The sequence below is a fragment of the Gilliamella bombicola genome, assembly GCF_900094945.1.
Lineage (GTDB): Bacteria > Pseudomonadota > Gammaproteobacteria > Enterobacterales > Orbaceae > Gilliamella > Gilliamella bombicola.
The window spans coordinates 108,385-122,750 of the sequence record NZ_FMAQ01000002.1; the positions used below are offsets into that span (position 1 = coordinate 108,385).

18 protein-coding genes and 2 pseudogenes are annotated in these 14,366 nt (G+C 31.5%); 11 read left to right on the forward strand and 9 right to left on the reverse strand.

What is annotated here, in order from left to right; genetic code table 11:
* Positions 1–197: 197 nt before the first annotated feature.
* The gene (locus GA0061081_RS02550; protein ID WP_091346800.1) at positions 198–1,169 is read right to left on the reverse strand and encodes a helix-turn-helix transcriptional regulator; all 972 of its coding nucleotides are present in this window, start codon (positions 1,167–1,169) and stop codon (positions 198–200) included.
* 127 nt (positions 1,170–1,296) lie between these two features.
* Between GA0061081_RS02550 and GA0061081_RS02555 the strand changes: the two genes are divergently transcribed.
* Positions 1,297–1,677, forward strand: coding sequence for a VOC family protein (locus GA0061081_RS02555; RefSeq protein WP_085246549.1), 381 nt, complete (start codon positions 1,297–1,299; stop codon positions 1,675–1,677).
* A 79-nt stretch (positions 1,678–1,756) separates the two neighbouring features.
* On the opposite strand, the pseudogene GA0061081_RS11215 reads toward GA0061081_RS02555, so the two are convergent.
* Positions 1,757–2,062: pseudogene (locus GA0061081_RS11215) on the reverse strand (transposase).
* Between the two features lie 512 nt (positions 2,063–2,574).
* Here GA0061081_RS11215 and GA0061081_RS11270 point away from each other — a divergent pair.
* The 5 genes from GA0061081_RS11270 (at position 2,575) to GA0061081_RS02590 (ending at position 5,006) form a co-directional block, all read left to right on the forward strand.
* Positions 2,575–2,775: a YgaP family membrane protein gene (locus GA0061081_RS11270; protein ID WP_425337777.1), complete on the forward strand. Its 201-nt coding sequence runs from the start codon at positions 2,575–2,577 to the stop codon at positions 2,773–2,775.
* Positions 2,776–3,022: 247 nt separating this feature from the next.
* Positions 3,023–3,265 (forward strand): hypothetical protein, encoded by a 243-nt coding sequence (locus tag GA0061081_RS02575; protein WP_091346804.1) that lies wholly within the window; start codon positions 3,023–3,025, stop codon positions 3,263–3,265.
* Positions 3,266–3,476: 211 nt separating this feature from the next.
* A complete protein-coding gene (locus GA0061081_RS02580) occupies positions 3,477–3,677 on the forward strand; it encodes a hypothetical protein (protein WP_091346806.1) in 201 nt (66 codons plus the stop codon).
* Positions 3,678–3,909: 232 nt separating this feature from the next.
* Positions 3,910–4,455 (forward strand): RNA polymerase sigma factor, encoded by a 546-nt coding sequence (locus GA0061081_RS02585; RefSeq protein WP_085246544.1) that lies wholly within the window; start codon positions 3,910–3,912, stop codon positions 4,453–4,455.
* Between the two features lie 362 nt (positions 4,456–4,817).
* Positions 4,818–5,006: a hypothetical protein gene (locus GA0061081_RS02590; RefSeq protein ID WP_141683322.1), complete on the forward strand. Its 189-nt coding sequence runs from the start codon at positions 4,818–4,820 to the stop codon at positions 5,004–5,006.
* Between the two features lie 122 nt (positions 5,007–5,128).
* Here the strand turns inward: GA0061081_RS02590 and GA0061081_RS02595 are convergent, their stop codons facing one another.
* Together GA0061081_RS02595 and GA0061081_RS02600 are read right to left on the reverse strand one after the other, a co-directional pair.
* On the reverse strand, positions 5,129–6,658 hold the full coding sequence (locus GA0061081_RS02595) for an MFS transporter (protein WP_091346809.1): 1,530 nt from the start codon (positions 6,656–6,658) through the stop codon (positions 5,129–5,131).
* Between the two features lie 160 nt (positions 6,659–6,818).
* On the reverse strand, positions 6,819–7,130 hold the full coding sequence (locus tag GA0061081_RS02600) for an AfsA-related hotdog domain-containing protein (RefSeq protein WP_342434161.1): 312 nt from the start codon (positions 7,128–7,130) through the stop codon (positions 6,819–6,821).
* Positions 7,131–7,356: 226 nt separating this feature from the next.
* Between GA0061081_RS02600 and GA0061081_RS02605 the strand changes: the two genes are divergently transcribed.
* The gene (locus tag GA0061081_RS02605) at positions 7,357–7,650 is read left to right on the forward strand and encodes an ArsR/SmtB family transcription factor (RefSeq protein ID WP_085246540.1); all 294 of its coding nucleotides are present in this window, start codon (positions 7,357–7,359) and stop codon (positions 7,648–7,650) included.
* Between the two features lie 538 nt (positions 7,651–8,188).
* On the opposite strand, the gene GA0061081_RS02610 is transcribed toward GA0061081_RS02605, so the two are convergent.
* Together GA0061081_RS02610 and GA0061081_RS02615 are read right to left on the reverse strand one after the other, a co-directional pair.
* Positions 8,189–8,923 (reverse strand): IS3 family transposase, encoded by a 735-nt coding sequence (locus GA0061081_RS02610; RefSeq protein WP_141683323.1) that lies wholly within the window; start codon positions 8,921–8,923, stop codon positions 8,189–8,191.
* On the reverse strand, positions 8,911–9,210 hold the full coding sequence (locus GA0061081_RS02615) for a transposase (protein ID WP_091346816.1): 300 nt from the start codon (positions 9,208–9,210) through the stop codon (positions 8,911–8,913). The genes GA0061081_RS02610 and GA0061081_RS02615 overlap by 13 nt, the downstream gene beginning before the upstream one ends.
* A 92-nt stretch (positions 9,211–9,302) precedes the next feature.
* Between GA0061081_RS02615 and GA0061081_RS02620 the strand changes: the two are divergent.
* From GA0061081_RS02620 to elbB, 4 genes and pseudogenes are all read left to right on the forward strand, one after another.
* Positions 9,303–9,692, forward strand: a pseudogene (locus tag GA0061081_RS02620) (conjugal transfer nickase/helicase domain-containing protein); the annotation flags it as partial.
* A gap of 244 nt (positions 9,693–9,936) precedes the next feature.
* Positions 9,937–11,298, forward strand: a complete 1,362-nt coding sequence (locus GA0061081_RS02625) for a hypothetical protein (protein WP_091346820.1) — start codon at positions 9,937–9,939, stop codon at positions 11,296–11,298.
* A gap of 225 nt (positions 11,299–11,523) precedes the next feature.
* The gene (locus GA0061081_RS11050) at positions 11,524–11,682 is read left to right on the forward strand and encodes a hypothetical protein (protein WP_167349280.1); all 159 of its coding nucleotides are present in this window, start codon (positions 11,524–11,526) and stop codon (positions 11,680–11,682) included.
* Position 11,683: 1 nt separating this feature from the next.
* Positions 11,684–12,343, forward strand: coding sequence for an isoprenoid biosynthesis glyoxalase ElbB (gene elbB / locus GA0061081_RS02630; protein WP_091346822.1), 660 nt, complete (start codon positions 11,684–11,686; stop codon positions 12,341–12,343).
* A 148-nt stretch (positions 12,344–12,491) separates the two neighbouring features.
* On the opposite strand, the gene GA0061081_RS02635 is transcribed toward elbB, so the two are convergent.
* The 3 genes from GA0061081_RS02635 to GA0061081_RS02645 form a co-directional block, all read right to left on the reverse strand.
* On the reverse strand, positions 12,492–13,172 hold the full coding sequence (locus tag GA0061081_RS02635; RefSeq protein ID WP_091346823.1) for a 4'-phosphopantetheinyl transferase family protein: 681 nt from the start codon (positions 13,170–13,172) through the stop codon (positions 12,492–12,494).
* An 8-nt stretch (positions 13,173–13,180) separates the two neighbouring features.
* Positions 13,181–13,984: a helix-turn-helix domain-containing protein gene (locus tag GA0061081_RS02640; protein WP_091346825.1), complete on the reverse strand. Its 804-nt coding sequence runs from the start codon at positions 13,982–13,984 to the stop codon at positions 13,181–13,183.
* A 130-nt stretch (positions 13,985–14,114) separates the two neighbouring features.
* Positions 14,115–14,366, reverse strand: a 252-nt coding sequence (locus tag GA0061081_RS02645) for a DUF4113 domain-containing protein (RefSeq protein ID WP_141683328.1), incomplete at its 5' end; no start/stop codon positions are given.

Consider the following 14,366-nt stretch of genomic DNA (forward strand, 5'->3'; position numbering starts at 1 on the left):
AAACCTATCCTATTGTTATAACAAAATACTGCTTTATTTCTTATAAAAAATCGGTCAGAAAAGGTATTGATTTTATTGGTTTTTTTTGTAATTGTGGGGGATGATTGTATAAAACACCAATGTTATCAACTGATTTTATTAGTAAAATCATAAATGAACACTTTAAGTACTATTGATAGCACTAAGAACATAGCAAATTATTTAAGATAATAATTTGAAAGAAATAAATTGTCGTTTTTTTTATAAGAGTTAATTAGCTTTTTCGTTCTTTCAATCATTTCTTTACGAACATATTCAGGCTCTAAACAAATACATTGATGCCCAAAACTCATCAAAATACCATAACTATAATCATCGTCAATAAAGTTAAAATCCACAATATATTGTTTATCGTTTAATTTATGAAGATCTTGTTCATCGCAGTAATCTAAAATACGTTCTAAAATGGAGTTATCTATTAATAATTTTATTTTAAAGACTCTTTTTTCCATGTCTTTTTCGAATGAAGAAAGTGCATCAGGTGTGGTTTGTTTAATAAATTTGGTATTCGTGATTTTTATATTAGACATTTTAGACAGTTTAAATAGCCGAAAATCATTTCTACTTAAACAAAAAGCCTGCAAGTACCACTCTTTTTCTTTGAAAATGAGTTTATATGATTCAATTAGACGAGAATCTTGTTTATTTTTCAGTTTTATATACTCACAAGATAAACGCAATTGTTTATTTATTGCCTCTTTGATGATCGATATTTTATTATTAATATTCTGTTTAGAAAGCCAAGGCGATAAATCAACAGTTAGTTGGCTTAGATCATTTCTTACTTGATTGAGATCGTGTTTTGATAAAAGACTTTTGATCTTTTCTAGCGTTCTCACATTTTCATCTTCATTTAAAATTGGTGAGGATAATAAGTTCAGGCCTTTTAATAATACAATGACATCTTCTTTAGTGAATAAACCTTTACTAATTTTATAATTTTTTAAAATACTTATTCCACCAGCACTTCCTTGATACGTAATAATGGGTATACCAGCTCCCTCAATAACTTGTATATCTCGATAAATAGTCCGCAATGATACATTTAATTTTTCTGCTAATTCTTTACCGCTTATTTTTTCTCTTTGAAGCAATACCATGATGATAGTAATTATACGATTAATTTTCATGCTTTATGTTTACAAAATAATTTATATTAAATTTTAAATATGACATACAGTTGTCAGCAATGCTACATCATAATATAGATAACCAAAATTAAGTAAATTAAATTTTATCACCAAAAGGAAACAAAAAATGTTTAAACCTAATAGCGTTATTGTTTATGTCAAAGATGTCGATACTAGTACAGAATTTTACACAAAAATACTAGGACGCCCACCTGTTGAAACTTATCCTGGTTTCGCTGTATTTTTATTGAATGATAATTTTATTTTGGGGCTACAAGGGGCTGATGAAATAACTCCAAAGGCACCCAATCATTATGGTGGTTTTGAGTTGTCATTTAGTGATGTAACAAAAAATGATGTAGATGAGATTTATTCGACATGGAAGAAACTAAACGTCAAAATTGAACTTGAACCCCAAATGCTCGATTTCGGATACACATTTGTAGGAAATGATCCCGATGGTCATCGTCTTCGGGTTTGTGCTACCGACACTTCAAAGTTTGAATAAAACATTATCTTAATAAATTAAAACAATGGGGCTTTTATTTGTAAATACCCCATAATTAGTACAAAATAGACATAGAAAATCATGCTGATTGTTTTAGTGTTTTATACTCAATCGGCGTCATATTATTTAATGCTTCATGAGGTCTTTCGGTGTTATAACTGGTTAGCCATTCTTCGGTCATTCTCCTTGCTTGCTCTAGGTTGTTAAAAAGATACAAATCTAACACTTTAGTTCAATAAGTCCGGTTAAATCTTTCAATGTAACCATTTTGATATGGGCTACTGGGCTCAATATAATCAAGAGTGATACCGTGTGATATTGCCCCGTTGGAAAAGACTCTTCCAGTAAATTCCTGTCCATTATCTACTCGTATTTTGTTGAGTATAAAACCCTAAGACAAGCAGGATTATTTTTTACTTGAATCTTGTACTAAGTTTGGGGTATTTACATTAAAGTTCTTCGTTTCTTATTGTTATATATCATATTGTATATACTCAAACACAGTTTATTTTATTATATGTAATATATTAAATTAAATAATATCCAATTAGGGGAAATAAGGGGGATTAATTGTTAATTTGTATAACTTTCTTGGAGAAAATACCTATTCGTTAATTTATAAAACATCTAAGAACTGTCTAGTTAATCAGTATGTTAATGCTAAGCTAATAATAATTTTGTTTAATGTTTTATTTGTAACAACATATACTCATCTTTTTGTCTAATCCACTATGCACTTTAAATATCAGCAAACCGTAATTAAGGGCTGCACTCAAATTTATTAAATCTAAAATCATTGATACTAAATTTAAATGAAAATTTTTTGAATCCTTTTTTAATTTGGCTAGCTCTTTATTAGTGAGATTAATCTTTAACCATAAAAAAGAGAGGTAGATGATGAATTTTAAAAAAAATGTCCCTAGTTTTGAACGTGTATGTAGAGTTTTTATTGGCACGTGTATTGCTTGCTTGGGTTTTCTTTTTGCACCAACTAATTTAGTTATGTGGATAGCCATAGCAGTAGGATGTGTTTTAGCTTGTACTGGCGTTACGGGTTTTTGCCTTATGTGTTTTATCGCGAAAAGAAAAATAGATTAAATCATTAATTGTAGTTTTCCTTGAAGTTCGGTACTCATAAAAACTATTTACTTCAAGGAAGCTAAAGACTGTACTCAGATTTATTGCACTTAAATTCATTAAAATTAAATGAATTTTTTTTGAATTCTTTTTTAGTTTTATATGCACTTTATGTAAGCAGGTTTGCAACTTACATTTAAATGTGAATGGAAAACCATTTTCTTCGATTAAATTGCATACTAAACATAATAACTTTGGAGGCGAAAATATGTTTAAAAGTTCTTCTGTTGTAGTTCATTTGTTACGAGGGTGTCTAGGATTTGGGTTTTTAGGTTTAGCCATCTATTTGTTTATTCAAGGTGCTCTGTTAACTGTAGTGTTAGGGGGTTTTTCTGCTATTTGCGGATTTGTGGTATTGCGAGGATGCCCTGCTTGCTGGGTTATAGGTCTCATTCTTACTATTTATAATTCAGGTAAAACTTGTGAACCATGCGCAAAAAAAGATAAATAGTTTATATGCATATGTGAGGTGGTCGTAGATTGCATAGTTTTGATCCGAAATTTACTTGTTCTAATAGCTCTTAAAACAGAACTATGCACCCTAGAATGAAAGCCATAACATGGTGATAGAGTTTAGATAAGATGTCGCAAGAAGATGAAAAAAATTATCTTCAAATAATATTCGTAAAAATTTGAAGAAATATATTTTGGGTGTGGGATTTATGATTGGTTGTATTGTACTAGTTCGAATGGTTTGGCATGGTTATTTTTTCGAGGAGACAAATAATGCTTATGTTCATGGGAATGTAAGTATTGTGCCCACTAGAGTACCTGAAATTATAACTGATGTTCTAGTACTTGATAATCATAAAGTAAGAAAAGGCGATTTATTAGCTATTTTAGGGGATAGTTACATTTTATGAGAGAGGTTATTCTTCATAAAGAATTATGATGTTATTACCTACTTTCGATAGTAAAAAATTGATGGCATTATATAATAGATATAATTACTAGTTATTGATATATATCTTATAGTTATCATATTTTTAACACTTAAATATTACAGATTTTTATATTCTATTTAAAAAAATATAAAATATTTGAATCCTTTTTATAGAATTAAATCTCTTCTATGTAGATAAATAAGGAGTGTTTATGAATAAAATTGATGAAAATCTTATCGTATTGGCTCGTTCTGGTGACCAAGTAGCTTTACTAAAATTACTTGAAATATGTCAACCAGATCTAAATCGTTTTTCAAGAAAAGTTTGTTCTAATGCTGAGGATGCTGAAGATGCTGTGCAGGTTGCTCTTTGGATTTTATATAAAAAAATAGAGGTCTTACGTACAATCTCTGCATTGTCATCATGGTTGTTTCGTATCATCGAACGAGAATGTTATCGAATTTTTAGGTCAAATAAAAAAAATTTTCATATGGCTCCAAATGAGGTAGAACAATTATATGAAGCTAATTATATTAGTAGCTCAGAACAATCAGTCTTAAAAATTGACTTGAGTAGAGCAATAATTTCTCTTCCGGGCACTTATCGAACTGTCTTAATTCTAAGAGATATTAATGAATTAACAGCTCCAGAGGTGGCCGATATTCTTGGACTAAGCATTGAAGCAGTGAAAAGTAGACTTCATAGAGCTAGAAATATTGTACGGAAAAAATTGGAACTTAGTGGCCATTTTTCCTGAATATAATATTTAAGTGTCAGGATTTATAGTTTTTATAATTTTATAGGATTACTAATGAACACTATGAATATTAAACTAGATAATACTACTTATCGAGGAATAAAAATATAGGCGACTAAATCAGTAGGTTAGTCAAAGTTACTAAAGAAACTTATATAGCTCCTAGTATTAGTTTTGTACCAGATAACATTTCGCACAAAATTTTTATTCCTGGGTCTGGGTTAAATGGTCAACCCTATTGTTTTCTCGTTGATATACAAACTTCAAAAGTAAGGGTAAAGCGTAAACAGCGCATTCCTCCACGATGCCCGGAAAGGTTATTAGTACCCAATAAATAAGGTGAATGTTGGTCAATGGATTTTATGAGTGACAGTAGTGGTAATCAACGTCGCTTTAGGACATTCAATGTCATCGATGACTTTAATCGTGAGGCGCTAGGCATTGATATTGCAGTAAGCTTACCGGCAGGGAGAATTATCCGTTACTTAGATAAACTGGCTGAATATCATGGTTATCCAGTTATAACACCGAAAGACCTTATGAAGCATTAAATAATATGACTCCGATTGAATATAAAACACTAAAACAAGTAGTATTATTTTCTACTTGAATCTTGTACTAAGTTTGGGGTATTTACATTGTCATCATTGATACTAATTCTAAAGAAGATTCCTTAATTAATGGGAACATTCTTCCTCTTCAACAAAAATATGCTAAACAAGCAGATTATTGTACTAATAATAGTTAATATAGCTAATGTAAAATTGAAGGCACTATGATAACTCGTAATGATATCATTAAGCATAATTGGCTGAATATTTGTAGCAACATCAGATAGTGGCGCGGTGAGATTTCCACTAGCTACTGAATTTATCCAGTCTTCTATTACATCGATTGATGAATTATATTTTATTAATAAATCTGGTAAAATACCATTAAGATTAGCTGTTAATAATGAACCATATAATACAACTGCTATGGCTTCACTACCTAAACGTAATGTATTCAATAAGCCAGCTGCCATACCTGTATGATGAGGTTCAACACAGCTTAACGCTAGCCCATCAACAAGTCCTGCTGTTAGTCCCATTCCAGCACCGATCATAAATAATGCAAAACCGATTAGGTATAGTTGTCCATCAACACCACCAACTAAAAACAATAAAATTACGCCAAAAATCATTAAAATAAGGCTAATAAATATAATAGATATTGCGGAGACTCCGGATGAAACAATTTTTCCTGCCAGTAAAGGGCAGAATAATACGGGAACAGTTAATGTGATCATGATAATGCCAGCATAAGAAGGGCTGAACTGCATAACGCCAATTAAATAACTTGGATAATAGGTAAGTAAAGTAACAAAGCTGAAACTAGCAACAACAGGAACGAGAATCAAACCTACATATTTTTTATTTTTTAATAGCGTTAGATTTAACACTGGATTAGTGATCGATTTTTCATACATTACAAATATAACACCCGAAAGAAAGCTAACAACCAACAATATTAATGTTTTTATATTTAACCATCCCAATTGGGCGCTTTCACTAATTGAAAACATTAATAGAAACAAAACTATGGTGAAAATTATTGACCCAATTTTATCAAATGGATGTTGATGTCTAGTGAGATTATCTTTTGTTATAGTTGGTGTCATTAGTATTACTACAGCCAAGACAGCGGTATGTAATATAAAAATAGCTCGCCAGTTGAATAAGTCTAACAAAAAACCTGATATTGTTGGGCCAAATGTAATACCTATGCCCGCTGTTGTTCCAAAAAATGCGAATGCTTTAGTTCTCTTCTCTCCATCAAAAGTTTTGATTAGTATGGCACTTCCACACGAGAATATAGCAGCACCACCCACACCGGCCAAACCTCGAGCTATATCAAGCATTAAAGGAGTAATGGACATAGCGGATAATAAGGAAGCAACCGTATAGATAGTTGCACCTACTATAAATGATTTTTTATGACCAAAATTATCTGCGAATGATCCCCATAACAAAGTAAAACAAGCAAAGGTCAAATTAAAACTATTAACAACCCATTGTAGTGCAGTTAAATTAGCAGAGAGATCAGCACCTATAAATGGTAGTGCAATCGCGGTTCCTGAGATAGATGTTGGTACTACAAATACTGCAAGCAATATGGATATTAATACAATGGCTGTTTTGGGATTGTCAATTTTTTTGTTCATTTGTAAGTTCTCTAGTTAAATATTTTACAACTCGCGACAGGTAATGTGTTAGGGCGTCTCAAAATAATTCCCTCATCCCAAGATATATCTTTAATAAATTTTTGGTCTAAGCTCAAATCGGGCAACAATGTGAGTAGTATTTTAATAACGGTACAAATTTCTAATCTAGCGAACTCTTGTCCCATACAGTTTTGCATCCCGTATCCAAGCTAAAAATAAATTTAGTTGAGTAAGATATGTTATACAAATGATGAGTAATACAAATTGATACTTGACGGAATACTTGTAACAATAGAGTTGCATCATAATATCCATTTTCTACATCATTAAAGTACATGTGAGTTTTTGGTAGTTGAGCAGCAATAACGTTGCTATTATTAGACAATTGCTTCATGTCAGTAAGAAATACTTCATTGATAGCTATTCTATGAACTAGTTGTTTTTTAATTGTTTGACAATTTTCTAAGAGGATAGAGTTTTTTTGTCAACAGAGGCGAGATTCATATTTATTCCCTTATTATTGTAAGTAATAAACTAAATAGTTTATGTTTTATTGATAATCTTGTAGTATGCTCAGCGGGTTGTATTTTACTTACACACAAGGTTTGAAATTTATCGAACCTTCTATTAATATTACATTTTTATCTAAATGTCAATTTTTTAAGCATTTAAATAAGAAAAAGAACTTATGAGAAAAAATGAATTTAATTAAAATATTTAAAGCATTAAGTGATCCAGCTCGTTTATGGATTATTCAAAGTTTAATACAAGATGCCCCTGGAGCTGAGAGGCATTGCACATCATTTGGGTTGCAATTAACAAAAGCTACTCGTTCACATCATTTCAAAATTTTAAGAGAGGCTGGACTCATATCTCAGGTAGATCGGGGGAATTGCTCTCTGGCAACTTTAAGAAGAAAAGAAATTGAAAAAGATTTTCCAGGCTTACTTGAGCTGATTTCTACTAAATGGAAACCCTCTGAAAAATTGTAGGAAGTATTTTCTCTAATATTTAAAAAAAGATTAAATTAACTTCCGCTATCCGCTCATTAAGTGACTTGTCCACGTTGACTAATAAACGCACCTTGCATGGGGTGATTACTGAGTTTAGTCAGTTATCAGTCAATATACCGGAGTTAATGAAACAGCCGCAGAAAATCACTTACAACGGCAATTTGATGTGGGTGATAAAAAGCAAATTGTTGTCGCGGATTTAACCTATATTCGAGTTAACCAACGTTGGAATTATTTATGTGTTTTAGTGAATTGATCCGATAGGCAGATTGTCGGTTATCATGTTGGTAAACATAAAACGGCAGAGCTTGTCATGTCGGCATTAAGTCAAATTAAACAACCATTATCGAGATTGAATTTATTTCATTCAGACCGAGGGTAAGAGTGGAATGGCAACACATTTTCAAACAAAAAAATTAAGGGATAAGTGTTTTTTTAATTCGACGGGAGGCAAGTAGCCTAACGAAGAATGTAATCGTTTCTGATTATACCAATAGGCATAAGTCGAAAAAGCGCGTTATAACTCAGCTGTTGAGTTGAAACGTTGGCCTTTTACAAACTCGGTTTTAATTGTTTTAAATGTCGCTTCCGCTACTGCATTGTCATAAGGACACCCTTTCTTGCTTAATGAATGCGTGATATTAAATGTCTTAAAACAATCCGCTAATAACCGATTATCAAACTCTTTACCTCGGTCCGAATGAAATAAATCTAATTTTGATAATGGCAGTTTAATTTTGCTTAATGCCGACATAACAAGCTCTGCTGTTTTATGTTGACCAACATGGTAACCGACAATCTGTCTATCGGATAAGTTCACTAAAACACATAAATAGTTCCAACGTTGCTTAACTTGAATATACGTTAAATCCGCAACAACAATTTGTTTTTTATCACCTACATCAAATTGTCGTTGCAGGTGATTTTCTGTGGCGGTTTCATTCACTTCCGTATTGTGAGATTGATAACGTTTAACGGTGTATTTTGATACCAGCAATAAGGCTTTCATCACCCGAGCAATGTAACGGCGTGACACCCAAATATTCTCTTTCTGTAAATCAAAACGAATTCGTCTTGTACCATAAGACTGATAGCTCTGATTAAATAGCGTCACGATTTTATTGGCGTGGGGCCCTACTGATTTTTGTCTATTCAATTTACACTGATAATAAGCGTAATGTCTTGATAATCCTAAATATTGACATAGTTTTGTTATGCTATAACGATGTCGATTTGCTTTTAGGATAGCGATTTTCGTCCTATTATCAGTGCTGCTTGCTTTAAAATATCGTTTTCCATACGGAGTTGTTTAAGCTCTTTACGCAACGCGATTAACTCTTGTTCTTGTGGACTGCGATTATCTTTTGTTTTAAATGAGCCGCTTTGGCTTGATTGCGATATCCAACGGTCCAATGCTGATGGTGTCAAATCATATTCTGCAACGATTTCACTACGTGATTTACCATGTTGATAAAGACTGACCATTTGGTGTTTAAAATCATCTGTGAATGTTCGTCTTTTGCGTTTAATCTTATTCATATTTGTTCCTTTTTTAGTGGTGATAAGTTTACCTTACCCCTTAAAAAAGTTGTATGAATTAGTGTAGCCGATCCACCCCCTCGGGAGAGCATTTTGTACAGTGGTTAAAAGAAGCTATCTTAATGCAAAAGCTCATTATCAACGAACCGCAAGCACTAATTCATACGGTGGATGATACGATTTTTATTGTTACACCTGGTATTTTTATGCGTTACGTGATGGAATTTCCGCAAGTGCAACAGGTTGCTAAAACTGAAAAAACACCTGCCTGGCGATATATGCAAAAAGCGTTTGAAAAGCTCAGATACCACAAACGATTAGAAGATGGTTATAGTATTTGGACTTGTGCAGTTGAAGGCCCCAAAAGTACTAAAAAAGTACATGGATATTTATTTGACGACCCCAAAATGCTTATTCCTGATATTGTGTATAACAATCCGTATTTACAAGTTGTGGCTAACATAAACAATGTAATACCCTAATGAATTAAGTGTTAAAAACATTGTTCTGATCTAAAAAATATAAGCTATTGAACACTGTTTAAAACTATCATCGATAAAAAAGCACTAGTTACTTTATCGTCGGCAGTAAATACAATGGACGCTCATTTTAACCTCTTTACTATCAAAATGAACTATTTTGTATAGATAATGAAGTTAATTGTTATTTTTTTTTTCTCTCTAAAAATTAAAATTTCACGTTTTTATATATAAATAAAAGATAGTGATGAAAGAGAGACAAAGAATACTAGCGTTGCATGGGCAAGGGAGTTGTAGTGATGTTACTAGAATACAATTATTGAATCTTAAAATAAATAATAATGATGATTATGATATATCTTTTCTAGATGCAACTTATGTTGTCAATCAGCCAGGATTTGGACTAACTGATTTGAATCTTAAAGAATATCGCTCTTGGATTATTTATGAGAACTTTGATAATTCATTATTAGACTCTATAGAATATGTTCTTCGCTATATTCATAAAAACGGTGAATTTGATATTGGATATGGTTTTAGTCAAGGAGGAATAATAGTAAGTATAGTCAATGAATTATATTTGAATGACGAATTAAAAAAATTGCTTGTTTCTAAGTTTGGAGAATCCGTTAAAAAGATACTGCCAAATAAGCCTTTGTTTAAAATTATTATAACTTCTTGTATTGCGAGTGAGTTAACATTAGAAAGTTTGGTCACAAAGAAATATTTATTAGAAAAGAACATTGATGATAATGTTACTTTTTTTAATTTGATTGGTAGGGAAGATAAATTTAAAAGTTGGGCTGAAAAATTTTCTAATCGATCCTGTAATACTCAAATAATTTACATGCCATCAGGTCATGAGGTCAATAACGAAGCGGATAATAATGTTTCTTTAACTTTACATGAGCTATTAGAAAATAAGTCAGTTATAAAGAAATCTTATTCTAATTGGGTTAAAACTAATCCGATAAGCGATAGGAGAATATCACAAGAGCATCAGATTGTTGAGGTCAAACTTAATTTAGCTGACTCTCCCAAAACAATTAAAGAAGCATTATCTCTTTATCCATTTGAGTATCCTCTACTTCGTAACGCTAGAGATAAAGATTCATCTAATTTCACATCTTATGGTGATATGCTTGAGTTTTGTAGTATAAATGGAGACGGTGACTTAAGACGAATAGGTGTAAAAACCGGAGATCTCGTCGCTTATGTCGCTCCGCCAGGTGGTGGGGCACTTGCTGCTGCGGCTTTTATTGCAATATCATCTCAAACAACGGCTGTTCCTCTATCCGCTACTATGAGTGAAAAAGATGCTCTAATTGCGTTAGAACAGCTTGAGATCAATCACTTAATAGTATTTCAAGGCGTTTCTGCACAAGGGATAGAGTCTGCCTTTAGAAAATATACCAAAACTAATATTGCTACTTTACATGAAGCTTTTCCAATAGGAGATTCAAAACCAGGGATTTTTAAGTTCATAAAAACTGTTGAAAATTATGAGTTGCTTTCTGAAATTGTTCATTCAGCAGAAGCAGACAGTTTATTGTTACGGACCTCTGGAACAACATCTCTTTCTAAGATAGTTCCTTTAGCTCAAATTTAGTTATAAGAAAGTTATTTAGAAAAATAATAGAGTGCTGTAAGTTTATTATTTCTCCTTTAGAACTGGATGTAATGAATAAAAAAGCTAATTTAATAGATGACATTTTTATAGAAAAAAAAGTTAAAGAAAGTTAAAGAAAGCATATATAAAGTTACTGGTTTAGAGGTTGAGTCTCAGTGGAGCTTAAATGATTGTGGTATCGCCTCTTTAGGATTAATACAATTAGTGAGTCAACTGAATAATACCTTTTCTGGTAAAGATACAGAGTTAAATTTAAAAATCGCTGATGTATCACAATTAAAAAATGTTGATGCCTTAATCTCTTTAGTATCAACAAGTATCAAAGTAAAAAACAATGTTATTATCAATCAAGTTGAGGTTTAATATGAAAAAAATAGCTGTAATACTCTCAGGATGTGGATATTTAGATGGTTCGGAAATTAGAGAATCTGTTTTAACTCTTTTGGCATTAGACACTCTAAAAGTAAAATATGATATTTTTTCTTTGAATGAAGATCAATACCATGTAGTTAATCATTTGACAGGTAATGTACAGGATAATGAAAAGCGGAATATTCTAGAGGAGTCAGCTAGAATTGCTAGGGGTAAAATTGAGGATCTTACTAAAATTAATGTTGATAATTATTCTTCGTTAATTATTCCAGGTGGATTTGGTGTTGCTAAGAATCTTTGTAGCTTTGCTTTTGATGGCATCAATGCAAAAGTGAATCCCATTGTTTTAAAGATTATCCATGCATTTCATTCTGATAAAAAACCTATTGGCGCTATATGTATTTCGCCTGCTTTAATTGCATTATCTTTAGGCGCTAATAAACCTAGCATTACTTTAGGAAATGATAAAAATCTTGCAGATGAAATTGAAAAAACAGGGGTTTCACATCATAAATGCCACACAGCAGATTGTATAATTGATGAGAAAAATAAGATAGTCACAACACCCGCCTATATGGATGACGGTATAAATTTAGCCGATGCGTACCAAGGAATATCAAAATTAGTTAAAGCAGTTATTGAACTATCTTAACTTTTGTACTAGCTAAAAAACTGATCTAACAGTTACTAGTTTTAAACGTGACTGTTAGATTATTTTGATTAAGTGATTTATTCGCAGAACTTGGAATACCGTATAGCTAAGGGAGAAATTTTAATATACATTCTTTACTATTTGTTGTTCAATTTTCTAAAACTAGTGTTAATACGTTTTCTTTAAAAATATCAAAATAAACATTGATTACCCTGTTTTCGCACCATTTTTCGCTGATTGTTGACATGATCTTGAAGCTCAATATATTATTATTATAATTAATTAAACAAATATTCTTAAAATCAAAATAACATCCAGAACTTTGATATATCGCTTTAAAAATGGATTCTTTTGCTGAAAAGATAATAGTTGAGTACAGTTCACGATTATAGTTGAACATAGATTTTGGTCTATTTTCAAAAAATTCAGGTTCATTGAATGTTAGTTCTATTACAGCATTACTTTGTTGTATATTCATTATTGTTTCAATATCTATACCCACAGCGGCATAATAAAACGTACTACAGATACACACAGCAATCATTTTTTGAGTATGAGAAATTGAGCCTATTATTCCTTGTGGCCACATCGGAGTTCCATCCGTATTTAAAGTAGGTAGATTTATATTCTCGTAGTGTAGTTTATTTAATAGGTATCGCGTACAAACTCGACCACAAATAAATTCTTTTCTCCTTTTAGAACTCATATTTGAAACTTCATTTGATAGATTAAAATCTTTTGATGTTTGATAAAAATCTACTGAATTGATTTTGTCAATTTCAGTTATTGTATAAATAATATTTTTATACTTAAAAGATTTATATTCCATAATCAATTTTATTTTGTATTTTTTAAATCCCTGGGTGTTAATCCAAAATATAATTTGAATCTCTGTGAAAAGCGAAGTGAAGATGCATAACCAACTTGCTCGGAGACTCGTTCAATAGATAAATTCGTTGTTTGCAACAAGTGGATTGCTTTTCCCATCAAGATCTTTTCCTTAATCTTTAGGATATTTTCACCTTCTGATCTTAGTTTTCGATATAAAGTTGATTCGCTCATACAGACTTTTTTACAAATTTCGGCGGTTGTTATTTTATTATTTTCTCTGAATAAATTAATAACTTTTTGAGTTGTTTCTTTGTGATTAGGTAAATAACTTAAATTTTCATATCCCATAGAAATTAACAGTTTTATGATTTCTATTCTCCTACCCTCAAGTATTTCTGGAGGAGCCCAATCGATCATATCTATAAATTGTAAGACACATTTACCTAGAGAATCATTGATTGAACCTGTTGTATAACCTTCGTATTTAATCTTTTCTGTTTTTAATGGTAAATTATAGAAATCAGAGAACTCAAACTCTATCAGTAATGCCAAGTAATTAGAATTACTTGGAATATTTCTCATATCGACAGACTGCATATTCGTAAAAAAAATAAACTCGCCCACATTACAGGTGTATTTTGTTTTGTTACCCACAAGTTTATGTCCATTTAATATGATGATGAGTAGAGGCTTTAATATAGGAATATTTAACAATATTTGTCGTTTTTTTGAGCGATAAGTGGAAATGCAAGGAGAGGAATTAATTATAGCATCTAAGCTGTTAAGTTTATTCGTTATATTGTTAATCACCCGTATCACCCTAAATGATTTTGTACGCTTGCTGAATTTATTCGACTTTTATCCAAAACATACCTTTTCCATTAACGTTTATATTGATAATATCATAATTCATAATTTTACTAAGTCAAACTAAAATTAGTCATTTAACCATTAATAGCTCATCCCAACGCGTGGTATAACGCGGGCTTAGTAATTCACGTTTAATCTGCCAAGGGGCCTGTTTTCTAACGCCACCTAATTGCAGTGTATGTTTCCCCATCTTTTGATTGATGGCATCGAGTGTTTGCATCAACCTATCACTTTTTTGCTTTTGTTCTACATTATTGGGCGTTTCAAATAAATCAAATTGTGCATCTGTATGCGGTTTATCCCTATGTGCATAGGGAACAGG